Below are 20,932 nucleotides of genomic sequence, written 5' to 3'. Positions count from 1 at the left end.
TCTGAATCGATTAGGTTAAGAAAGATATACGTTATAAAAATTTGTCGCCTTTGTTGCGTTTGACCTCGGCCAGGTAGTCTTTGATCTGCTGCTCTTTGCTGCGCTCGCAGATCAGCAGCACTTCCGGGGTGTCGATTACGATGTATTGCTCCAGTCCCTGCAGGATCACCAGCTTGTGATCGGGTGCTTTGACCATGCTGCCCGAAGCATCTATGATCATGACGTTTTTGCCGTAAACTGCATTGCCCAGGTAGTCTTTTTCAGAATGCTCGTAGGCCGATTCCCAGGTGCCCAGGTCGCTCCACCCGAATCTGGAAGCCAGGACATACACCGTACGTACTTTTTCCATGATCGCATAATCAATGGAAATATTGGTGCATTGGGCATACAGCATTTCCATGGCCTTAGCCTCCTTGGGGGTATTGAGCACATCGCGGGCCTGGATGAACACATCGTTCAGCTCGGGCAGGTGCTCGTCCAGCACTTCCAGGAAGGTCTTGATATTCCAGGCAAAGATGCCCGAATTCCAGAGGAAATCGCCGGAGCGAAGGAAAGTGCGTGCGATCTCGAGGTTAGGCTTTTCGATAAAGGTCTTTACCTTATGAAAAAGCTCCTCGCCATCGCCGGCCTCATACTGGATATAGCCATAAGTGGTATCGGGCCGGGTGGGGCGGATACCGATAGAAGCAATATGATTGTTCCTGGAAACGAAATCCAGGGTTTCGAATACCTGGCGTTCAAAGGTGCGCTCGTCGGTGATCAGGTGATCGGCAGGTGTCAGGATAAGATTGGCCTGCGGGTTCAGCGCATAGATCTTATGGGAAATATAAGCTGCGCTGGGCGCGGTATTCTTCCGTGATGGCTCCGCTACGATATTGGCAGCGGGAACTTCGGGTAGCTGCTGCTTTACCAGGTCGGTGTAAGACTCAAATGTAACCACGTAAATATTTTCCCTGGGGCATATATCCTTAAACCGGTTATAGGCGTTCTGTAAAAGTGTTTGCCCCGTACCCAACAGATCCAGGAACTGTTTGGGTAGCTTTTGCCGGCTTTCGGGCCAGAAGCGGCTGCCTACACCTCCTGCCAGTATGGCAACATAGTTGTTGTGAATACTCATTAGCCGATATTAGTAATGCTGGCCGCAAAAGTAACAAGATTTTTCGTAACAGCCGGAAGCCCACCGGTAAAGGTGGCCGGCGGCGCCATACCCGGGCGATTTAATTTGGCATCGCCGCCGGAGCGCCGTATTTTTGCATCGCTTTTTTTAAATGTATGCTGTACCGTTTATCTGATCTTAAGTCCGGCTCCAGTGGGGTGATCCAGCAGTTTGACGACAACGAAGCCAAAGTAAAGCTGATGGAAATGGGATGTATTCCCGGCGAGCCTGTGTCGATCGAGGCCATAGCGCCGCTCGGCGACCCCATTGCCATACAGGTTTCCGGCTATTGCCTCAGCCTGCGCAAGAATGAAGCCCGGCACATCTGGGTGGAGATCGCCTGAGCCCTGAACCGTATTTGCATATTTCCCGTAACTGTTCCCGATACATGAACATAGGCCTATACTTCGGAAGCTTCAATCCCATACATACCGGTCACCTGATTATCGCCAACCATGTGCTGGAGCATGCCGATCTCGATAAGATATGGTTTGTCGTATCGCCCCACAATCCGCTTAAAGAAAGCCATAGCCTGCTGAATGAGTACGACCGGCTGCACCTGGCCGAGCTCGCGATACAGCACAACAATAAATTCCGGGTAAGCAATGTGGAGTTTCACCTGCCCAAGCCTTCCTATACCATCGATACGCTGACCTACCTGAGCGAAAAATTCCCGCTGGAGCGCTTTACGGTGATCATGGGCAGCGACAGCTACCAGAACCTTCCCCGCTGGAAAAATTATACCAAAATACTGGAATACTACCGGATCGTCATTTTCGAGCGCCCGGGTTTTCCTGTAGCGTCGGAAACCCTGCATGCTAACGCATCGTTATTGAAGGCGCCCCTGCTCGAGATATCCTCTACACACATCCGTACCCAGGTCAGGGAAAACAGGTCGATACGTTACCTGGTACCCGATGCGGTGATGGAATGTATTGCTGAGAACCGCTATTACCTCAAATAATTGCTGTCGGTGGAGAACACATCTTCATCGCGCCCCCGCCCGGTAGCTGCTGTTTGGTACAGCAGCATTATAGGGAGTATTGTGTTGTAGATACGTTGCATTGCAACGTATCTACAACACAATATCTGGCGTAATAACACATTGCAGTGCATCGTTCTTCCATCTTGTGTCCTTTTCATAGTTTTGCGGTAATATAGGATCTATGTCGCCGGATAAAACAAACATACTCATCATTAATGGTTCGTTGAGGGGCGATAAAGGCAATTCGCAGGCCCTGGCGGAGCAGGCCCGGTCTCTGATCGCTGCCCGACCCGGTGCTGCCGCAGAAATACTGCCGCTTGCCGGTCTGCAAGCACGTGTGGAAGTAGTATACAGGCAGCTATGCGGCTACGATGGCTTCTTAGTGATCAGCGGTGTCTATTGGAACAGCTGGAGCTCGCCGCTGCAACGCTTTCTGGAGGTGGCCACCGCCTTCGAGCTTTCCCCGGCCTTCTGGGGAAAGCCAGTCGCCTGCGCTGTCAGCATGGACTCTGTAGGTGGCAGCGATGTTGCTGCGCGCCTGCATGCTGCTTTTTCGGGGCTTGGCTGCTGGTGCCCGCCCTGCGCTACGCTGGTATTGTCGCGCGTTGGCCAGGAGGCAATAAAAGCTTCTGAAGGGAAGGCAAACAATCCCAATGATGATGTATGGCGGCCCGACGACCTGGAGATCATCGTTGCCAACCTGGTTACAGCAGCCGCAAAAGACAGATCGGTTTGGCAGCAATGGCCGCATCTGGGACTGAAAAGTGCTAAGGGCGATTGGCCGTCACAGGGGCCGCTGGATCTGGGGGCGCCCGTGTTCCTCCCATAAACGGAATGGAGTTGATCAGTAGCCGTACTTTTCTTTCCAGCATTGGCGCAGGTATTCTCTTTGGCGCTGCTCTGCCGCATTATTGCCTGGTTCATACAAGGTGGTGCCGGTAATCTGTTCGGGCAGGAATTCCTGGTTCACAAAATTGCCCGGAAAGTCGTGCGCGTACTGGTAGTTGTCGCCATAGCCCGCTTCCTTCATCAGCTTTGTAGGCGCATTCCGGATGTGCAGTGGTATAGACAGATCGCCGGTCTGCCGTACCAGGGCCTGGGCATTGTTGATGGCCATATAAGCGGCATTGCTTTTTACAGAAGAAGCCAGGTAGGTTACGGCTTGCGAGAGGATAATACGGCACTCGGGGTAGCCGATCAGCTCAACCGCCTGGAAGCAGGAGGTTGCCAGCAGCAGGGCATTGGGATTGGCATTGCCGATATCTTCGCTGGCCAGGATCACCAGCCGGCGGGCAATAAACTTAGGATCCTCACCGCCCTCGATCATACGGGCGAGATAATACACGGCTGCATTCGGATCGCTGCCCCGTATCGATTTAATAAAAGCAGAAATGATATCGTAATGCTGCTCCCCGCTTTTGTCGTACAGGGCCATTTTCTGCTGCACGATCTGCTGCACCCTTTCGTTCGTGATCTCTTTTTGTCCCTCCGGCAAGCTCTGTACCACCAGCTCCAGGAGGTTTAGTATCCTGCGGCCGTCGCCGCCGCTCAGCTGCAGCAGGGCGCCCCATTCCGTTATCGTTACCTGCTGCTCCTTTAGCCATGCGTCCTTTTCCAGCGCCTGTCGGATAATCTGCTTCAGCTCTTCTTCACTGAAAGCTTCCAGAATATATACCTGGCAACGGCTCAGTAAGGCGCTGATCACTTCGAAAGAAGGATTCTCCGTAGTAGCGCCGATTAAAGTGATAATACCCTTCTCTACCGCCCCCAGCAGGCTGTCCTGCTGGGCCTTATTGAAACGGTGTATCTCATCAATAAACAAAATAGCCTTACCCGCTTTCCTTGCCAGATCGATCACGCCGCGTACTTCCTTTACGCCGCTTTCGATCGCGCTCAGCTGAAAAAACTGCATGTCCATCTGGTTGGCAATGATCTGCGCCAGCGTGGTCTTGCCTACGCCGGGAGGCCCCCAGAAAATAATAGACTGCAATTGCCGGCCTTCGATCATCTGGCGCAATACTTTGCCTTCGCCTACCAGGTGCTGCTGGCCGATAAAATCGTCCAGGCTGCGGGGGCGCAGCCGCTCGGCTAAGGGGATGTTATTCTTTGAAGAAGACGGCATCGAATCGCTTGTTTTACTGTACATTTGGAACCGTAAAGTTCGAAAAGCTCTGTTTAAATAACCATTCCCGATGAAAAAAATATTCTTTGCCGCAGTCTTATTGCTGACCACGGGTGCCTTTGCCCAGGAGCAGGATGCTCAATCGGCCTATCGCAATGTGGGTTCGGCTATACCGGCATTGAAAATTGTCGATACTACAGGAAAGATCTACACCGACGAAACGTTCCGGAATAATAACCATTTTTTTATGTTCCTGTTCAATCCGACCTGCGGTCATTGTATAGAGATGGCCAAGCTGGTCGGAAAAAATATCAGCCTATTTAAAAAGAACGCTGTGCTTTTTATGGCCGGTCCGGCTATGCTGCCCTATATGGGTAGCTTCTACCAGGCCAGCGGTATCGGGCACCATCCCGAAATAAAAGTGGGCGTCGACAGCGCGGGCGCTGTCGATAAGCTGTATACCTACAGCACCTTACCGCAGATCAATATCTACGACAAGGATCGTAAGCTGGTCAAGATATTTCATGGTGATACTCCCCTGGACTCTTTAAAGAAATACATACCTTAAACCAGTATCGCATAAAAAGGCCCGCAGCATTGCGGGCCTTTTTATGCGTGGTGATGCGATGGCGTAAAACCGCTATTGCTCGTAAAGGAATTGCAGCAACGTTTGCCCTACTGCTTTCAGCGTTGCCTTGTCGATCACGTTCATGTTGTCGTTATGGGTATGCCAGTGCGGCGGAAAGCCGGTGGCCGACCCGGCAGGCAGGTGGATAATATCGATGGTCGGTATCTTAATGATCTCGTTAACCGGCACGTGGTCGTCGGTAATAGTGCCGCCATTTTCATAAACAAAGTAGGACGAGTAACCGGCCTGGCTGGCAGCCGTCCACACTTCTTTCTGCAGGCCCGCGGCAAATTTCTGGGAGTTGCCTTCGAGCGGGAAACGGGCATTGCGGCCGCCGACCATATCGAGCAATATACCGCCTTCGGCCTTATAGCCCGGTACATGCGGATGCTGCGCCCAGTATTGCGTACCTAAAGCATAGGAGTTATCGCCCCATTCCGATTTGCCATAGTCTTCCACATCGGTCAGCAGGATGTCTACACCAAGATCGGGATTGCCGGGTGGCTGGCTCTTCAGCACATTGGCCAGCTCGATCAGCACACCTACACCGCTGGCGCCGTCGTCGGCGGCATCTACAGGCTTGTCTTTATCCGTAACATCCTGGTCGGCCCAGGGGCGGCTGTCCCAGTGCGCCAGGAAAAGGATGCGCCTTTTTGCCTGCGGCCTTATCGAACCGATAATATTGATGCAGCGCAGCTTTGTCTTCTTATCGCCCGCCGTTACCTGTGTTTCCTGGCGGTAAACCGTATCGCAATATTGTTTTAGCTGTTCCTGCATCCAGGCAGCGCACTTCAGCTGCGATTCGCTGCCCGGGGTACGCGGGCCCATGGCTACCTGGGTGGCCACATGGTTATACGCGTTGTCCGCACTGAAGGACGGGACCTTTACCTGGGGCTCCTCCGTAGTGGCAGCGGTTTCCTGTGTTTGTTCGGTAGTATCGGAATGGCAGCTGTAGGTCAATGCCATTAAGCTGAGCGAGCAGATGCCGAGGGCAATTTTTTTCATTGTAGTCAGGATACAGTCTTTGCAAATAAAAGGTGTACAGGAGCGCCTTGCGCAGCTCCCGCTTTATGCAAAGTAATAGAATTGTTGGCTAAAAAAAACATGCTGCCCAAGAACGGCTGAAAGCGTACCGGTTTAAGCAAAAAAGCGAAATAAAAAAAAGGAATTTCTTGTTTTTAAGCCACGACCTTTTTTTATTTTTGCCTTTTCGCATTAAAATTTCAACATGGTTGACGTATTAATTGGTTTGCAGTGGGGCGATGAGGGTAAAGGAAAAATAGTAGACTACCTCGCTGCAAATTATGATATTATTGCCCGTTTCCAGGGCGGCCCCAATGCCGGGCATACTTTGTATGTAAATGGCCAGAAGGTAGTGCTGCGCACGATTCCCTCAGGTGTGTTCCAGGAGCAGACCCTGAATCTTATCGGCAACGGTGTTGTTATAGACCCGGTTACCCTTAAGGAAGAAATCGAGGGGCTGAAGCGCCTCGGTGTACAATTGGAGGGGAACCTGTTCATTTCTCATAAGGCACATCTGATCCTGCCTTCGCATCGTGCATTGGACGCGGCTTCTGAGCATGCCAAAGGAAAAGAGAAGATCGGTTCCACGCTTAAAGGCATCGGTCCTGCTTATATGGACAAAACGGGCCGGAACGGATTGCGGGTAGGCGACATTATGGCGCCCAACTGGGACGAACGTTACCTGCGCCTGAAAAGCAAGCACATGGATATGTTGCGGCTCTACGAGGAAGTGCCGGAATGGGAAGCCTGGGAGGCCGATTTCTTTGAAGCGATCAACTACCTGCGTTCTTTGAATATTGTCAATGGAGAATACTGGCTCAACGATCAGCTGAAGCAAGGCAAAAAAGTGCTGGCCGAGGGTGCGCAGGGCAGCATGCTGGATGTGGATTATGGTACTTATCCGTTTGTGACCTCATCTAACACTATTGTCGCCGGTGTGTGCACAGGGCTGGGCGTAGCGCCTTCCAGAATCGGTGAGGTATATGGTATTACCAAAGCTTATTGTACCCGTGTGGGTAGCGGTCCTTTTCCCACAGAGCTACACGACGAGACCGGCGAACGCCTGAGGGCCGCAGGACACGAATTCGGCGCTGTAACCAAGCGCCCGCGCCGCTGCGGCTGGATAGACCTTGTTGCTTTGCGTTATGTTTGTATGCTGAGTGGTGTTACACGCCTGATCATGACCAAGGCGGATGTGCTTGATGATTTTGAGGAAATCAAAGCCGCCACTGCCTATGAGATCGACGGACAGCAAACCGAAGAGTTTCCTTTCGATATCTGCGACCGGAATGTAGTGCCGGTATACAGCACGTTCAAAGGATGGGACACTCCGATCAGCAGCTGTGCCAGCACAGAGGCGCTTCCCGAAACTTTTAAGAAGTATTACAGCTTTGTCGAAGATTATCTACAAACAAGAATTCAATTTATCTCAAACGGAACAGGTAGGGATCAATTGCTGACTTTGTTTTAAATTGCGTCGGCTTGACCAACCGACGAGGCAGAATAATTTTTTCAGAAAAATTTTGCCAAACCAAAAAACTGATAAAAATTTACACTACTAAATTATAGAACCTGTTAACAGTTCGTGTGTTATGAAATCTAATTCAGAAAAAAAAACAGCGGCGAAAAAGGCCGCTCCTGCGAAAAAAGAAGCTGCGCCTAAAAAAAGCGCCAAGGTAAAGAAGGAAGAGGACGAATTGGAAGATGGAGAAGAGGGTGAGCTTTTTGAGGATGAGGCCCCCAAGAAGAAAGCGGGCGCCAAAGCAGCCAAGGCTGCACCCAAAAAAGCCAAGCGCGATGACGATGAGGATGACGACGACGATGATGAAGATGATGATGACGGAGATGATTTTGAAGATGATGACGATTTCAATAAAGATGAGTTTGCTGATGAAGATCCGGATTTCGAAGAGTTTGATATTCCCAAGTCAAAGAAGAGCAGTGGCAGCACAGGCGCCAAGAAGAAAAGCGGGGATGACTTCGATGACGATTTCAGCGACCTCGGCTTTGACGATTTCGGCGGCGGTGGTGGTGGCTTTGACGATGACGACGATGACGATTTTTAATTTTTTTGCTTTAAGATAATGACTGCACGCACTTCCGTTACTTATTCTTTTGCGGAAGAGGACCTGCCGCTACTCAAGAATAAAATGCTGAACTGGCTTCGCCCGTTCAGCATTTTTACTTATCTGGATAACAATGGCTATAAGCATGCGCCGGTGCGCTACGAATTGCTGGCCGGCGCGGGAACAGCCGCTGTCTGCGACCATGTGCCGGAAAGTACGGCAGATTGGTATTTCGGCCATTTGTGCTACGATTACAAGAACAAGGTGGAGCCGCATTTATCCAGCAATCATCCCGACCGTACCGGTTTTGATACCGTCTTTTTCTTTTGTCCCGAGACTGTAGTTTATATCCTCTGCGATAGCTTTACGCTGCATATAGAAACGCTGCATGCTGATGCCGCGTCCATACTGGCGCAGATACTGGCCATGCCGGCAATGATCGCCGCTGAAGCAGCTACTTTGTCGCCGGTGCGCTGGCAATACCGTTTTAGCCGGGAAGACTATCTCGGCAGCATCGGGCGCATCAAGCAACATATTGAAGAAGGGGATTGCTATGAGCTGAACTTTTGTACAGAGGCTTATGCCGAAGTGCCACAGCTTGATCCCGTCTATACCTTCTCCTGCCTCAATGCCGTGAATCCCGCGCCCTTTGCGGCCTTGTACCGTAACGATGCTTCCTGGCTGCTGTGCACCAGTCCGGAACGTTTTTTGCACCGGGAGAAAGAGCAGCTGCTCTCGCAGCCCATCAAAGGAACAACACGCAGGGACGCAGATCAGGGTGCTGATGAATCCCTGAAGCAAGCCCTGAAGGCCGACAGGAAAGAACGTGCTGAGAATGTAATGATCGTAGACCTGGTACGCAACGATCTGGCCCGCAGCTGCAAGCCTGGCACGGTCACTGTACCCGAGCTTTTTGGCGTCTATACTTTTCCGCAGGTGCATCAGCTCATCTCTACCGTAAGCGGGGAATGTCTGCCTGGTAGCACCAACAGGAAGATCATTGACGGCGCTTTCCCTATGGGTAGCATGACCGGCGCGCCCAAGGTGATCGTCATGGAACTGATCGAGCGGTACGAACGTTCGCGGAGAGGCCTGTACGCCGGCACGGTAGGCTATATCAGGCCGGGAGGGGATTTCGATTTCAATGTTGTGATCCGCAGCCTGCTCTATCATGCGGCCGACGGTTACCTGTCTTACCAGACCGGCGGAGCGATCACTTATGAAAGCTATGCGCCGGCCGAATGGGAGGAGACCCGGCTGAAGGCAAAGGCCATGGAACAAATTTTTTTATAACAGTTTCGGGTTACCTTTGTACCCTGCATCCAATCACAAAAAACCAAATTGATGAACGCACAGGTCAAGACCATCCTGCTTACCATCCTTACCCTGTCTCTTTTTACCATCGCCATTATCGAGCTTACCGGTGTCAGCTCCCGTGCTTTGTTCAATAAGTATGGCATAGGTACGTCGCCTGCACATGCAACAGAGCTTGAAGAGCGGAATGCCCGGAGCGAAGAAGTGAAGAAAATGCCCGAGACCACCATGTCCTTTGCCGAAGCGCACTACGATTTCGGTAAGGTCAAAGAGGGCGGAAAAATAAAGCATGCCTTTAAATTTAAAAATACAGGGAAGCAGCCGCTGATGATATCAGACGTGATCACCTCCTGCGGCTGTACCGTACCTTCCTTCTCCAAAGAGCCGGTGCTGCCCGGGCAGGAAGGAGAGGTGATTGCGGAATTCAATACCAAAAAACGTGTGGGTAAGAATCATAAGAACCTGATCGTAGTATCAAACGCAAACCCCAATAGGGTTTCCTTGTCTTTCGAAGCTGAAGTGACTGAATAAACAGCCAGTCTTAATAAAGAAAGTATCATGAGCAATACACAAGCTATGCCGCGGCAAGCCTCTCTTATTGGCAAGTATCTTTCGCTGGTTAAGTTTAGCCATACCGTATTTGCCCTGCCCTTTGCGCTGATCGGGTTTACCCTCGCGGTTGCCTATGAGCGGCAGACTTTTCATTGGCATTTGCTGGGGCTGATGCTGCTGTGCATGGTCTTTGCCAGAAGCGCTGCGATGGCCTTCAACCGTTATCTCGACCGTCGTTTCGATGCGTTGAACCCGCGTACCGCGATCAGGGAGATCCCGGCGGGTGTGATCGCACCGCGTCATGCGCTGATCTTCACTATCGTCAACTGTGTCCTGTTCGTGGCGGCTACTTACTGGATTAATATGATCTGTTTTATGCTGTCGCCGGTGGCGCTGTTCGTTATTCTTTTTTACAGCTATACCAAGCGGTTTACAGCCCTATGCCACCTGGTGCTGGGTGCAGGGCTGGCGCTGGCGCCCATTGGCGCCTACCTGGCCGTGACCGGCTATTTCAGCCTGCTGCCCCTGCTGTTTTCCTTCACGGTTTTTACCTGGGTGTCCGGTTTTGATATTATCTATGCCCTGCAGGATGAAGAGTTTGACCGTGGACAGAAGCTGCATTCCATACCTGCAGCCCTGGGCAGGCGTAAAGCCTTATGGGTATCTAACCTGCTGCATGTCTGCTCTGCCTGTTTCGTTATTGCCGCCGGCGCGCTCGGGCAGTTCGGTATCCTGTACTGGATCGGAGTCGCCGTGTTCTGCGGGTTACTTATCTACCAGCACCTGCTCGTTAAGCCTGATGACCTGAGCAAAGTGAATATGGCCTTTGCCAATACCAACGGCATTGCCAGCATTGCCTTTGCTGTTTTTACCATACTTGAGCTATTGCTCTGATGCGGCGGCTAGGAAACGGCAAACTACAATGCTTTTATCATACGGAGGAAACAAAGTTTCCTCCGTATTTTTGTCCGCTCCGGCTGAAGAAATAACGAGATGAACCCGATCAAAGACCTTTTACAGCAATACTGGAACTACAGCAGCTTCCGTCCTTTGCAGGAGGAGGTGATCGGGACCGTGATCAACGGCGGCGATGCCTTTGCTTTGCTGCCGACCGGCGGCGGTAAGTCCCTGTGCTATCAGCTGTCCGCGCTGGCACAGCCGGGTTTCTGCCTGGTGGTAAGCCCGCTGATCGCGTTGATGCAGGACCAGGTGATGCAGCTGGACCGGCGGGGTATTCCTGCTGCTTTCCTGCATTCGGGTATGTCGGTCCGGCAAATGGATACGGTGCTGCAACAAGCCGCGGCAGGCGAGCTGAAGCTGCTGTACGTTTCGCCCGAACGCTTGCAAACAAAAGCCTTCGGGCAATACCTTGGCGATTTTGAGCTGAACCTTATCGCTGTGGACGAAGCCCACTGTATCTCTCAGTGGGGACACGACTTCCGGCCGGCCTATCGCCGTATAGGCCTGTTGCGGACAAGCTTTCCCAAAGTGCCGGTACTGGCGCTCACGGCTTCGGCCAACGAGGAAGTGCAGCTGGATATCATGCGGCAGCTGCAGCTTAAGGAGCCTGCGGTATTCCGGCAGAGCGTTGTGCGCGATAACCTGTTTTATCATATCCGCTATACCGAGAATAAACCCGGCGATACGGAAGCCTGGCTGCATAAGGTGACCGGCAGCAGCATCCTGTATTGCAGGAGCCGCAAGCGTTGTACGGAGACCGCGATCAGGTTGCGGCAGGAGGGATTTGACGCAGGCGTTTACCATGCCGGCATGTCACGGGAAGAACGGGAGCAGGCGCAAAAACAATGGATGGCGAGCGGACAACGCATCATGTGCGCCACAACGGCCTTTGGTATGGGTATCGATAAGCCTGATGTACGTACAGTGGTCCACTACGATGCTCCCGAGCATATAGAGGCTTATTACCAGGAGGCCGGGCGAGCGGGACGCGACGGGCAGAAGGCGCATGCGGTCTTGCTGTATGATCATAAAGACATCAGCCGCCTGCAGGAGTCGACGGAGATCAGCTATCCGCCTGAAGCGTATATCCGCAAGGTGTACCAGCTGGTGGGCGATTACCTGAAAATGCCTGTGGGCGAGGGAATGGAGCAGCTGCAGGCTTTCGATGCCGTGGCCTTTGCCCATGCCTTCGGACTGGAAACGTTGAAAACGCTGAGCGCTATCCGCCTGCTCGACCGGGAAGGCTTCTGGCAGTGGCATGAAAATGCCAATATGCAAACCCTGGTCCAGTTTACAACGGACCGGAGGACCCTCAATTATCTTGAGCGCAGCGAGCCTAAGCTGGCTTACGTAGCCACAAGCCTGCTGCGGCTGTATGGCAGCATCTTCCACTATCCTACCGTGATCCGGGAGTTTGAGGTCAGTAAGCTGTTGCGTATCGAAAAAGAGCAGCTGGACCGTGCACTGCAACGGTTGTCGGCACTGGGTATTATTGCTTATCAGCCCGCTGTTGCCGGCGGTACCCTGTACTGGATGCATCATCGTTTCGCACCGGCGCAGCTGCGCCTGGATACCCGCCATATCGACCAGCTGAGGCAGGCGCATGAACGGCGGGTAGAGCACATGATTGCCTATGTACAGGAAGAAGAGGTGTGCCGCAATATACTGCTGGCGCGCTATTTCGGCGAAGCGGAGCCGCAAGCTTGCGGCGGCTGCGATGTATGCCGGCGTAAAGCACAGCAGCCGGGTACGAAGGATGTACGTGACGCCATACTTGAATTGATACGCCGGCAGCAGCAGATCAGCGTTGCAGACCTTACTGCTGCTTTCCCCGGTGTGGCGGCGGCGCATGTGATAGAATATGTGCGGCTGCTGCACGATGAAAGTTTGTGCCGCGTTTATCCTACAGGAATTATATTTGCTACTTGATTACCTTTGCCTGTAAGCCTGTTTGTTATGATTATTGGTGTAGCCGGTCCATATTCAGCGGACACTGAAGCGCAGCGGCAGGCCAACCTGGACCGGATGACTGCTGCAGCAGTGCAGTTGCTGAAAAAGGGGCACACGCCTGTGATCGGCGTACATGCCGCACTGGCTATTGCCGATCAGGCCGGGCCGGACATCGACCGTTACCGGGCCATCATGGATATTTCCCTGGCAGTGATCGGTAGCTGCGAAGCCTTGCTGCTGCTGGCGGAAAGCCCGGGCGCCAACAGGGAGCGCGACCTGGTTGCAGGCAAAGGATTGCCGGTCTATACTCATATCGATGAGATAGCGCCGGCCTGAATTGTTTAAACCGCCCCCAAGGGGCAAACCGGAATAAAACCGAATGATAAAATTTGCCATAGTAGGATATGGGCATATCGGTAAGCGACATGCCGAACATATACTTAATAATACAGAATGTAAGCTGGTCGCCATTTGTGATGCAGATACCGCTACCGTAGACCAGCTGCCGGATAAGGAAATTTCTTATTACCCCAAAATAGAAGATCTTCTTTCGGCTACTACAGCCGATGTGGTGTGCATCTGCACGCCCAATTACCTGCACTGCGCTCATGCCGTAGCGGCGTTGAATGCGGGGAAACACGTAGTGGTAGAAAAACCGATGGCCCTTAGCGAAGCGGAATGCGACGAAATGATCGATGCGGCCAACAGGAACCGCAGGATCGTCTTTGCCGTCAAGCAAAACCGCTATAATCCGCCGGTAGTGGCTGTCAAGGAGCTGATCACTTCGGGCAGGCTGGGTAAAATATTTATGATGCAGGTGAACTGCTTCTGGAACCGTAGCGACAACTATTATGCGCAAAGCGACTGGCGGGGAAAGAAAGATAAGGATGGTGGCTGCCTGTTCACCCAGTTCAGCCATTTCATCGATATCCTTTATTACCTGAATGGGAATATAGCAACGGCTTCGGGCACACTCGCCAACTTTGCCCATCACCACAATACGGAATTTGAGGACAGTGGCAGCTTCATCCTCAAAGCGACGAACGGGGCGGTGATCAACTTTAATTTCTCGACCTGCGCTTACGAGAAGAATATGGAAGGGTCGATCACGATCCTGGCCGAGAACGGAACGCTCAAAATTGGCGGACAATACCTCAATACGCTGGAATACCAATGCATACAGGGAGAAGAGCTGCCGCAGATCAATATTGTAGCCAAGGAAAATGATTACGGGCTGTACAAAGGGTCGATGAGCAACCATGATAAGGTGATCCAGAACGTAGCCGATGTGCTCAACCACAACCACCCGGTAATGACCGGCGCCGAAGAGGGCAGGGAAGTGATCCGCATTATTGAAATGATGTACGCTGCTGCCCGCTAATGCTTACATTCGTATCATGAACATTCAATATGTTTTTGAGCTGGTCGGTACCGGCTTCTTCGCGGTATCCGGTGCGCTGGCTGCCAACGAGAAATCCAACCCTGATTGGTTCGGCGTGACTTTTATCGGCTTTATTACTGCGATCGGCGGCGGTAGCATCCGGGATATGCTGCTGGGCAGCTATCCCCTGGTATGGATCGGCAATGTGCAGTTCCTGTATGCAATACTGATCGGCGTGGTGCTGGCGAGCCTGTTGTACACACAGCTCAGGAAGCTGCGCAAGACCTTGTTCATCTTTGATACTTTTGGTATCGCCCTCTTTACGATATTGGGTACGGAAAAAGCGCTGATCCTGGGCGTGCATCCACTCATAGCGGCCATTATGGGCATGTTCTCGGCGATTATGGGCGGCGTGATCCGCGATGTGCTGACCAACCAGACGCCCATCCTCTTTCATAGGGAGATCTATGCTACAGCCTGCCTGGCCGGTGCATTTGCCTACCTGCTGCTGGATCATTTCGGGCTGGACCGCAACCTTAACTTTCTGCTATCGGGTCTGTTGATCCTCGTTGTGCGCGTGCTGGCTGTAAAATACCGACTGAGCTTGCCTAAGTTCAGGGAAGAATAATATACACCAGGGCAAAACAAATCAGCCGGGTCCATATGGCCCGGCTGATTTGCTGCTATCGTTTTGTATCGCGTCTTATATTTTCATTGCATCCATGATACGCTCCAGGTCTTCATCATTGTAGAAGTCGATCACGATGGTTCCTTTGCCATTCTTCTTCCTGTCAAGGGATACTTTCGTGGCGAAATGGGAAGCCATGCTGTCCTCGATACGCTTGTAGGCCGGAGGTAGCTTATTGGCTGCCGGAGCGCTTTTGTCCAGGGGTTTCTTTTCCTGCAGCATGTTTTTCACCAGCTGCTCCACCTGCCTTACCGATAAGCCTTTCTGCGTGGCTTCGCGGTAGGCGTAAAGCTGCTCTTCCACATTTTCCAGGCCAATGATGGCGCGCGCATGGCCCATGCTCAGCACGCCGTCGCGTACTGCTTTCTGGATATCGGGGGGAAGCTTGAGCAGGCGCAGATAATTGGTCACTGTGCTGCGCTCTTTCTTCATTCTTTCAGCTACCTGCTCCTGAGTGAGAGCGCATTCGTCCATTAGCCTTTTATAGCTCAGCGAGATTTCGATCGCGTTGAGATTTTCCCGCTGCAGGTTTTCCAGCAGCGCCATTTCCAGCAGCTCCTGGTCGTTGGCCGTGCGTACATAGGCCGGGATATCTTTAAGGCCGGCCATTTTGGAGGCCCTGAACCGGCGTTCGCCGGAAATCAGCCGGTATTTGCCGTTCGCCATTTTGGAAACGGTGATCGGCTGGATAATGTCGTGCAATAAAATACTTTCCGAAAGCTCTTTCAACGCCTGCTCATCGAAGTCGTGGCGGGGCTGCTTGGGATTTACCTCGATCTGGTCGATCGGGATGCGGCCGCCCACTGCTGCTGCCGTCTTGCCCGACGCGCTGGGTATGGCTTCCGCTGTGGCTTTCAGCTCCTCATCAATGTTGTTGAGCAAGGCTTTGATACCCATGCCCAATGCCTTCTTCTTATTGTTGGAATTTGTCATGTTCGCGTTTTCTTTCCCCTTGTCAACAGTACTAGTTGTTTGTTCCATGCTCGTCCGCTTCGAATATTTTGTCTTCGTTCTTGATCTTGGTCAGGTTGTTCTTTTGCAGTATTTCCTTGGCCAGGTTGAGGTAATTGATAGCACCTGTGCTTTCCGTATCGTACATCAGTGCCGGCTTGCCAAAGCTGGGCGCTTCACCCAGCTTGGTATTACGGTGAATGATCGTATTGAATACCAGCTCTTCGAAGTGGTTCTTGATCTCTTCTACTACCTGGTTGCTGAGGCGCAGGCGTCCGTCGTACATTGTCATCAGGATGCCTTCGATCTGCAGTTCGGTATTGATGCGGGTCTGCACGATCTTGATCGTGTTCAGCAGCTTGCCCAGACCCTCGAGGGCAAAGTACTCGCATTGTACCGGGATCACCACCGAGTTGGCGGCTGTGAGCGCATTCACGGTGATCAGGCCCAGGGAAGGAGAGCAATCGATAATGATAAAATCGAATTCCTTGCCTTCTTTTTCCAGGGCATGCCGCAGGATATGCTCGCGGTTGGGATGGTTGATCAGCTCGATCTCGGCGCCCACCAGGTCGAGGTGTGATGGGAGCAGATACAGGTTAGGCGTTTCTGTTTCCAGCATGGCCTGGGATACGGGCATCTCGTTCACGATGCAGTCGTATAGGCTCACCTGGATATTCTTCAGGTCGAAGCCGTTGCCCGTAGTGCTGTTGGCCTGCGGATCCGCGTCGATCAGCAGGGTCTTATATTCCAGTACAGCCAGGCTGGCCGCGAGGTTGATCGCCGTGGTCGTCTTTCCCACACCGCCTTTCTGGTTTGCTATTGCTATTATCTTTGCCATCTACTCAACTCCTTTCAGAGTATATTTAAATATTAAACTATAAACATGTTGCGGCCAGGGTCAGTATACCTGCCAGCAATCAAAAAAAGACAATACCTCTAAGAACACTTCCTGCATAAGCTTTCCGGTTCAAGGCCCACAGAAGAAGGGGCAACAGAACGGATGCTATGACCATACCGGCCTTTAAAGCGCTGGTCAGCGCCTGATGTTCTTCCGGTAGCCTGGTCGGACCGAGGGCGATGATAATGCATCCGCGCCTTTGAAGCATAGCCAGGTAATACCTGCAAGCAATAATACAAAAAAGGATAAGCCGCATCCTGCGCTGCGGGTCGTTCCATTTTTGTGGTATCGTTCAATTTACAAGGTTATGGTTTTCCCGATCTCCGGCAGGATCAGCTCCTTGCCAGCCGCGGCGAATGTCGCTTTGGCCTTGTCATGATCGATCACAATATAACCAAAAGTATCGAAGTGGACACCCACTACTTTATTGCATTGTACAAAGTCGGCCGCGATCACGGCTTCTTCCGCATCCATGGTAAAATTACCGCCGACGGGCATGATCGCTACATCCAGCTTCGCATAACGGGGTATGAGCTGCATGTCCATCGTGAGGCAGGTGTCGCCTGAAAAATAGAAGCTGATCTCGCTGGTACGGATCACAAAACCGCCCGGATTGCCGCCGTAGCTGCCATCGGGCAGGCCGCTGCTGTGCTGTGCCGGCACGTAATGTACCTTGCCGAAGTCGAATTCGCGTGCGCCGAAATTCATCGGATGTACCTTCTCATATCCTTGCTGCGCTACCCAGGTAGTAATTTCTGCATTGGAAATTACGGTTGCACCGGTATTTTTCGCAATGGCGAGCAGGTCGCCCACATGATCGCCGTGACCATGGGAAACCAGGATATAATCGGCTTCTATCTTATTGATATCGATATTTTTAGCCAGCTCGTTTCCCGTAATGAACGGATCGAAGAGCAGCTTCTTGCCGGAAACTTCCACAGCAAAACAAGCATGGCCATAAAATGTGAATTTCATCTTTCTTCCTGGGAATTTTTTGTTTTCCCGTCTCATCGGGGGAGGCGGGCCGTTAAGGGTTACAAAAATACGTTCAAAGAATGAATTTTGTGGTGTTTGTGGATAAATTACAAATTTTCAGAAGGCAAAAGAGGGCAAATTTTTGCGGAATTGCCCTGAAACTGTATCATTGCAGTCCCGTTCACGATCTATAGTAAATAATGGTCATTTGTGCGGGCTTAATCTGAAAAAGAGCTTATGAAACACGCCTACATTTTTCCCGGACAGGGAGCGCAGTTCCCGGGTATGGGCAAACATCTGTATGATAACAACGAGGAGGCGAAAGCCCTGTTTGAGCAAGCCAACGATATTCTGGGCTTTCGCATCTCCGATATTATGTTCTCCGGTACCGAAGAAGAGCTGAAGCAGACCAGGGTAACGCAGCCCGCAGTATTCCTGCATTCCGTGATCGCCTACCTGGTAACGCCTGAACTGAAGCCGGACATGACTGCCGGGCATTCCCTGGGCGAATTTTCGGCCCTGGTTGCCGCGGGAGCGCTGAGTTTTGAGGATGGTTTGAAGCTCGTTGCCCAGCGTGCGGCTGCCATGCAGAAGGCCTGTGAGCTGACGCCATCTACCATGGCGGCTATCCTGGGCCTGGAAGATGCGAAGGTAGAAGAGATTTGTGCCGGTATTACTGATGAGGTTGTCGTACCTGCCAATTACAATTGCCCGGGCCAGCTTGTGATCAGCGGCAGTATAGAAGGCGTCAACAAAGCCTGCGAGGCGATGAAGGCAGCCGGCGCCAAGCGCGCCCTGGTGCTGCAGGTAGGAGGCGCTTTTCACTCACCCCTGATGGAGCCGGCCCGGCAGGAGCTGAAGGCCGCAATTGAACAGACAAACTTCAAAGTGCCGGTATGCCCTGTGTACCAGAACGTGGATGCCCGTCCTTATACCGATCCGGATCAGATCAAAGTCAACCTGATCAACCAGTTGACCGCGCCGGTACGCTGGACACAGACCGTAGAGCATATGGTAGCCGATGGCGCCACCGAGTTTACTGAATGCGGTCCCGGCAATGTGCTGCAGGGCCTGGTGAAAAAGATTCATCGCGAGTCTGTTACCTCCGGTATCAATTAAGCATATAACGACCTGGATGCCCGGTCGTCGATAGGATATAACAAAACCGCCTGCTGCGAACTGCTCGGGCGGTTTTGTTATAGGGCGTATAGTAATATGAATTGTTATAGACGTTGCTTTGCAACGTCTGTACAATGGAGAACACAAGGCTGCGCAACCTAAATCAGCGTTTTAAAGCTTCATAAAGTAATGCTATATGGCCTGAGGATGTCAATACAAGGATTGTAATGTAAAATCGTTACAGACGTTGCATGCAACGTCTGTAACGCGGGGATAATAATGGTGTCTCTACAATGTCTGTGCAATGCAGCGCATTTTCTGCGCCGGAATTCCAGGGGTGTACGAAAAATATTTATTTGCCTCTGGTCAGGTCACGGAAGGCTTCTTCCAGCGACTGGCTGCTGTTTTGCAAGGAGAGGATAGCAATATCTTTTTGCAGCGACCAGGCCATCAGCTCTTTGCGCAGCGCTTCGGGCTGGGTGGTTTCCAGCAGCCAGCGTTGCTGCCCGACTTGCTTTAATTGCCGTACCTGTTTCAACGCGCGGAGATCAGCTTCGGTAACATCCTGGTCAAATTCGACCAGCAGACCGGTGGCAGCTTTTTCAGCCGACTGGATATTACCGATAGCATCGTCAGCCACGATAGTTCCGTTATTGATGATGATCACGCGGCTGCACATAGCCTGCACTTCCTGCATGATGTGTGTGGACAGCAATACGGTCTTGTCTTTGCCCAGGGTAATGATCAGGTCGCGGATATCCATGATCTGGTTAGGGTCAAGACCGCTGGTCGGCTCATCGAGGATGAGCACCTTCGGATCGTGGATCATCGCCTGGGCCAGTCCTACTCTTTGCTTATATCCTTTTGATAAAGCACCGATCTTCTTTTTGATCTCCTTTTGCAGACCGGTCATCGCGATCATTTCGTCGATGCGGCTTTTTTTTCGGGCGCCCAGCTGATGAATGCCTGCAGCAAATTCGAGGTATTCCCTTACATACATGTCATAGTACAGGGGATTGCTTTCGGGCAGGTAGCCAACCTGGCGCCGTACTTCCATCGACTGCCGCTCCACATCATACCCGCATACCAGGGCTTTGCCCGAGCTGGGATGGATGTAGGTGCTCAGCATCTTCATGGTGGTAGACTTGCCTGCACCGTTGGGTCCGAGGAAGCCGACTACGCCATGGTCGATGGTAAAAGAAATATGATTGACGGCTTTTTGCTCGCCGAATACTTTGGTTAAATGCTCTGCTTGAATAGACATTTTTTCTGCTTTAATATGCCGGCCTTGCCTGCTAGCGGATATCCTGGAAACGGCCCAGGTTCAGGTTGCCGCTTTCAAACCCTTTTTTAAACCAGTACATCCGCTGCTGGGAGGTACCGTGCGTAAACGCGTCGGGTACCACGTAGCCCTGCGCTTCTTTCTGGAGCTTGTCGTCGCCGATGGCATTGGCCGCGGTGAGCGCCGATTCCAGGTCGCCGGGTTCCAGGATGCCGCGCATCTGGTTGGCATGGTAAGCCCAGACACCGGCCAGGAAATCGGCCTGCAGCTCCAGCTTCACAGACAGCTTATTGTAATCGGCTTCGCTCAGCCGGCTGCGCTGGCGCTGTACCTGCTCCGAAATACCCATCAGGTTTTGCACATGATGGCCCACCTCGTGAGCGACAACGTAAGCAATGGCAAAATTGCCCGGCGCGCGGAAACGTTCTTTCAGCTCATTGCAAAAGGAAAGATCAATATATACTTTCTGATCGGCAGGGCAGTAAAACGGCCCCATAGCTGCCGAAGCATTGCCACAAGCGCTTTGTACGGCATCGTCGAACATGCGCAGCTTGGGCTGCTGGTACTGCATATTGTTGTCCCGGTAGATCTTGTTCCAGACATCTTCAGTGCTGGCCAGCACTACGCTCACAAACTGGGCTGTCGAATCGTCGGCCCTTGGTGCGCGCGGTCCGTTGTTTGCAGATTGGGTAACCGAAGGGTCCTGGGTGGTGCTCAGCAGGCTGGAAAAGTCTTTGCCGGTAAGCAGGCCGATGACCAGCACGATAATGGCGCCGATACCGCCGCCGATAGCCACTTTACCGCCGTTGCCCATACCGCGGCTGTCTTCGATGTTGTCGCTTTCGCGTTCGCCTCTCCAGCGCATAGAAAATAGGTTTTAGA

General features: G+C 52.2%; 22 protein-coding genes. 14 read left to right on the top strand and 8 right to left on the bottom strand.

Going from position 1 to position 20,932, the window contains the following annotated elements; genetic code table 11:
- Positions 1–31 precede the first annotated feature (31 nt).
- The gene (locus DZC79_RS09090) at positions 32–1,117 is read right to left on the bottom strand and encodes a mannose-1-phosphate guanylyltransferase (protein ID WP_118951241.1); all 1,086 of its coding nucleotides are present in this window, start codon (positions 1,115–1,117) and stop codon (positions 32–34) included.
- A gap of 155 nt (positions 1,118–1,272) precedes the next feature.
- On the opposite strand from DZC79_RS09090, the gene DZC79_RS09085 reads away from it, so the two are divergent.
- The 3 genes from DZC79_RS09085 to DZC79_RS09075 all read left to right on the top strand — a co-directional run bounded on the left by DZC79_RS09085 (position 1,273) and on the right by DZC79_RS09075 (position 2,970).
- Positions 1,273–1,500, top strand: coding sequence for a FeoA family protein (locus DZC79_RS09085; protein ID WP_118951240.1), 228 nt, complete (start codon positions 1,273–1,275; stop codon positions 1,498–1,500).
- A 44-nt stretch (positions 1,501–1,544) separates the two neighbouring features.
- Positions 1,545–2,120: a nicotinate (nicotinamide) nucleotide adenylyltransferase gene (nadD, locus tag DZC79_RS09080; protein WP_118951239.1), complete on the top strand. Its 576-nt coding sequence runs from the start codon at positions 1,545–1,547 to the stop codon at positions 2,118–2,120.
- Positions 2,121–2,322: 202 nt separating this feature from the next.
- Positions 2,323–2,970, top strand: coding sequence for a flavodoxin family protein (locus DZC79_RS09075; RefSeq protein WP_118951238.1), 648 nt, complete (start codon positions 2,323–2,325; stop codon positions 2,968–2,970).
- Between the two features lie 15 nt (positions 2,971–2,985).
- On the opposite strand, the gene DZC79_RS09070 is transcribed toward DZC79_RS09075, so the two are convergent.
- Entirely contained in the window at positions 2,986–4,287 is a 1,302-nt protein-coding gene (locus DZC79_RS09070; RefSeq protein ID WP_232831798.1) for a replication-associated recombination protein A, read from the bottom strand.
- A gap of 46 nt (positions 4,288–4,333) precedes the next feature.
- On the opposite strand from DZC79_RS09070, the gene DZC79_RS09065 reads away from it, so the two are divergent.
- Positions 4,334–4,831, top strand: coding sequence for a hypothetical protein (locus tag DZC79_RS09065; RefSeq protein ID WP_157977027.1), 498 nt, complete (start codon positions 4,334–4,336; stop codon positions 4,829–4,831).
- A 72-nt stretch (positions 4,832–4,903) separates the two neighbouring features.
- Here the strand turns inward: DZC79_RS09065 and DZC79_RS09060 are convergent, their stop codons facing one another.
- Complete coding sequence (locus DZC79_RS09060; RefSeq protein WP_118951236.1) at positions 4,904–5,896, bottom strand: M28 family peptidase; 993 nt, start codon at positions 5,894–5,896, stop codon at positions 4,904–4,906.
- Positions 5,897–6,119: 223 nt separating this feature from the next.
- On the opposite strand from DZC79_RS09060, the gene DZC79_RS09055 reads away from it, so the two are divergent.
- The 9 genes from DZC79_RS09055 (at position 6,120) to DZC79_RS09015 (ending at position 14,765) form a co-directional block, all read left to right on the top strand.
- The gene (locus DZC79_RS09055; protein ID WP_118951235.1) at positions 6,120–7,385 is read left to right on the top strand and encodes an adenylosuccinate synthase; all 1,266 of its coding nucleotides are present in this window, start codon (positions 6,120–6,122) and stop codon (positions 7,383–7,385) included.
- A gap of 121 nt (positions 7,386–7,506) precedes the next feature.
- Positions 7,507–7,980 (top strand): hypothetical protein, encoded by a 474-nt coding sequence (locus DZC79_RS21160; protein ID WP_157977026.1) that lies wholly within the window; start codon positions 7,507–7,509, stop codon positions 7,978–7,980.
- Positions 7,981–7,998: 18 nt separating this feature from the next.
- The gene (locus DZC79_RS09045; RefSeq protein WP_118951234.1) at positions 7,999–9,273 is read left to right on the top strand and encodes an anthranilate synthase component I family protein; all 1,275 of its coding nucleotides are present in this window, start codon (positions 7,999–8,001) and stop codon (positions 9,271–9,273) included.
- Positions 9,274–9,324: 51 nt separating this feature from the next.
- Positions 9,325–9,825, top strand: coding sequence for a DUF1573 domain-containing protein (locus DZC79_RS09040; protein WP_118951233.1), 501 nt, complete (start codon positions 9,325–9,327; stop codon positions 9,823–9,825).
- Positions 9,826–9,852: 27 nt separating this feature from the next.
- Positions 9,853–10,740, top strand: coding sequence for a UbiA-like polyprenyltransferase (locus DZC79_RS09035; RefSeq protein WP_232831797.1), 888 nt, complete (start codon positions 9,853–9,855; stop codon positions 10,738–10,740).
- Positions 10,741–10,839: 99 nt separating this feature from the next.
- Positions 10,840–12,735 carry a RecQ family ATP-dependent DNA helicase gene (locus DZC79_RS09030; RefSeq protein ID WP_118951232.1) on the top strand — a complete coding sequence of 632 codons (1,896 nt, stop codon included), beginning with the start codon at positions 10,840–10,842 and terminating at the stop codon, positions 12,733–12,735.
- Between the two features lie 27 nt (positions 12,736–12,762).
- A complete protein-coding gene (locus tag DZC79_RS09025) occupies positions 12,763–13,092 on the top strand; it encodes a DUF4406 domain-containing protein (RefSeq protein WP_118951231.1) in 330 nt (109 codons plus the stop codon).
- A gap of 43 nt (positions 13,093–13,135) precedes the next feature.
- Complete coding sequence (locus DZC79_RS09020) at positions 13,136–14,137, top strand: Gfo/Idh/MocA family protein (protein WP_118951230.1); 1,002 nt, start codon at positions 13,136–13,138, stop codon at positions 14,135–14,137.
- Positions 14,138–14,153: 16 nt separating this feature from the next.
- Complete coding sequence (locus tag DZC79_RS09015; protein ID WP_118951229.1) at positions 14,154–14,765, top strand: trimeric intracellular cation channel family protein; 612 nt, start codon at positions 14,154–14,156, stop codon at positions 14,763–14,765.
- A 75-nt stretch (positions 14,766–14,840) separates the two neighbouring features.
- Here the strand turns inward: DZC79_RS09015 and DZC79_RS09010 are convergent, their stop codons facing one another.
- From DZC79_RS09010 to DZC79_RS08995, 3 genes are all read right to left on the bottom strand, one after another.
- The gene (locus DZC79_RS09010) at positions 14,841–15,758 is read right to left on the bottom strand and encodes a ParB/RepB/Spo0J family partition protein (protein WP_118951228.1); all 918 of its coding nucleotides are present in this window, start codon (positions 15,756–15,758) and stop codon (positions 14,841–14,843) included.
- A gap of 31 nt (positions 15,759–15,789) precedes the next feature.
- A complete protein-coding gene (locus DZC79_RS09005) occupies positions 15,790–16,614 on the bottom strand; it encodes a ParA family protein (RefSeq protein ID WP_118951227.1) in 825 nt (274 codons plus the stop codon).
- A gap of 357 nt (positions 16,615–16,971) precedes the next feature.
- Positions 16,972–17,649, bottom strand: coding sequence for a metal-dependent hydrolase (locus tag DZC79_RS08995; protein ID WP_118951494.1), 678 nt, complete (start codon positions 17,647–17,649; stop codon positions 16,972–16,974).
- A 237-nt stretch (positions 17,650–17,886) separates the two neighbouring features.
- On the opposite strand from DZC79_RS08995, the gene fabD reads away from it, so the two are divergent.
- Entirely contained in the window at positions 17,887–18,768 is an 882-nt protein-coding gene (gene fabD, locus DZC79_RS08990; protein ID WP_118951225.1) for an ACP S-malonyltransferase, read from the top strand.
- Between the two features lie 352 nt (positions 18,769–19,120).
- Here fabD and gldA read toward each other — a convergent pair whose 3' ends face one another.
- Together gldA and ypfJ are read right to left on the bottom strand one after the other, a co-directional pair.
- A complete protein-coding gene (gldA, locus tag DZC79_RS08985; protein ID WP_118951224.1) occupies positions 19,121–20,032 on the bottom strand; it encodes a gliding motility-associated ABC transporter ATP-binding subunit GldA in 912 nt (303 codons plus the stop codon).
- 31 nt (positions 20,033–20,063) lie between these two features.
- Entirely contained in the window at positions 20,064–20,915 is an 852-nt protein-coding gene (ypfJ, locus tag DZC79_RS08980) for a KPN_02809 family neutral zinc metallopeptidase (protein ID WP_118951223.1), read from the bottom strand.
- Positions 20,916–20,932: the final 17 nt, after the last annotated feature.

This window comes from Taibaiella helva, assembly GCF_003545695.1.
Taxonomy (GTDB): domain Bacteria; phylum Bacteroidota; class Bacteroidia; order Chitinophagales; family Chitinophagaceae; genus Taibaiella; species Taibaiella helva.
The sequence above is the reverse complement of the archived record's forward strand: the minus strand, read 5'-3'. Positions and strand labels throughout refer to the sequence as shown.

What these genes read in the sequence shown, in the direction of transcription:
- DZC79_RS09090 (WP_118951241.1), bottom strand. Translation starts at nt 1,117, where the DNA reads ATGAGTATTCACAACAACTATGTTGCCATACTGGCAGGAGGTGTAGGC.
- DZC79_RS09085 (WP_118951240.1), top strand. Translation starts at nt 1,273, where the DNA reads ATGCTGTACCGTTTATCTGATCTTAAGTCCGGCTCCAGTGGGGTGATC.
- nadD (WP_118951239.1), top strand. Translation starts at nt 1,545, where the DNA reads ATGAACATAGGCCTATACTTCGGAAGCTTCAATCCCATACATACCGGT.
- DZC79_RS09075 (WP_118951238.1), top strand. Translation starts at nt 2,323, where the DNA reads ATGTCGCCGGATAAAACAAACATACTCATCATTAATGGTTCGTTGAGG.
- DZC79_RS09070 (WP_232831798.1), bottom strand. Translation starts at nt 4,287, where the DNA reads ATGTACAGTAAAACAAGCGATTCGATGCCGTCTTCTTCAAAGAATAAC.
- DZC79_RS09065 (WP_157977027.1), top strand. Translation starts at nt 4,334, where the DNA reads ATGAAAAAAATATTCTTTGCCGCAGTCTTATTGCTGACCACGGGTGCC.
- DZC79_RS09060 (WP_118951236.1), bottom strand. Translation starts at nt 5,896, where the DNA reads ATGAAAAAAATTGCCCTCGGCATCTGCTCGCTCAGCTTAATGGCATTG.
- DZC79_RS09055 (WP_118951235.1), top strand. Translation starts at nt 6,120, where the DNA reads ATGGTTGACGTATTAATTGGTTTGCAGTGGGGCGATGAGGGTAAAGGA.
- DZC79_RS21160 (WP_157977026.1), top strand. Translation starts at nt 7,507, where the DNA reads ATGAAATCTAATTCAGAAAAAAAAACAGCGGCGAAAAAGGCCGCTCCT.
- DZC79_RS09045 (WP_118951234.1), top strand. Translation starts at nt 7,999, where the DNA reads ATGACTGCACGCACTTCCGTTACTTATTCTTTTGCGGAAGAGGACCTG.
- DZC79_RS09040 (WP_118951233.1), top strand. Translation starts at nt 9,325, where the DNA reads ATGAACGCACAGGTCAAGACCATCCTGCTTACCATCCTTACCCTGTCT.
- DZC79_RS09035 (WP_232831797.1), top strand. Translation starts at nt 9,853, where the DNA reads ATGAGCAATACACAAGCTATGCCGCGGCAAGCCTCTCTTATTGGCAAG.
- DZC79_RS09030 (WP_118951232.1), top strand. Translation starts at nt 10,840, where the DNA reads ATGAACCCGATCAAAGACCTTTTACAGCAATACTGGAACTACAGCAGC.
- DZC79_RS09025 (WP_118951231.1), top strand. Translation starts at nt 12,763, where the DNA reads ATGATTATTGGTGTAGCCGGTCCATATTCAGCGGACACTGAAGCGCAG.
- DZC79_RS09020 (WP_118951230.1), top strand. Translation starts at nt 13,136, where the DNA reads ATGATAAAATTTGCCATAGTAGGATATGGGCATATCGGTAAGCGACAT.
- DZC79_RS09015 (WP_118951229.1), top strand. Translation starts at nt 14,154, where the DNA reads ATGAACATTCAATATGTTTTTGAGCTGGTCGGTACCGGCTTCTTCGCG.
- DZC79_RS09010 (WP_118951228.1), bottom strand. Translation starts at nt 15,758, where the DNA reads ATGACAAATTCCAACAATAAGAAGAAGGCATTGGGCATGGGTATCAAA.
- DZC79_RS09005 (WP_118951227.1), bottom strand. Translation starts at nt 16,614, where the DNA reads ATGGCAAAGATAATAGCAATAGCAAACCAGAAAGGCGGTGTGGGAAAG.
- DZC79_RS08995 (WP_118951494.1), bottom strand. Translation starts at nt 17,649, where the DNA reads ATGAAATTCACATTTTATGGCCATGCTTGTTTTGCTGTGGAAGTTTCC.
- fabD (WP_118951225.1), top strand. Translation starts at nt 17,887, where the DNA reads ATGAAACACGCCTACATTTTTCCCGGACAGGGAGCGCAGTTCCCGGGT.
- gldA (WP_118951224.1), bottom strand. Translation starts at nt 20,032, where the DNA reads ATGTCTATTCAAGCAGAGCATTTAACCAAAGTATTCGGCGAGCAAAAA.
- ypfJ (WP_118951223.1), bottom strand. Translation starts at nt 20,915, where the DNA reads ATGCGCTGGAGAGGCGAACGCGAAAGCGACAACATCGAAGACAGCCGC.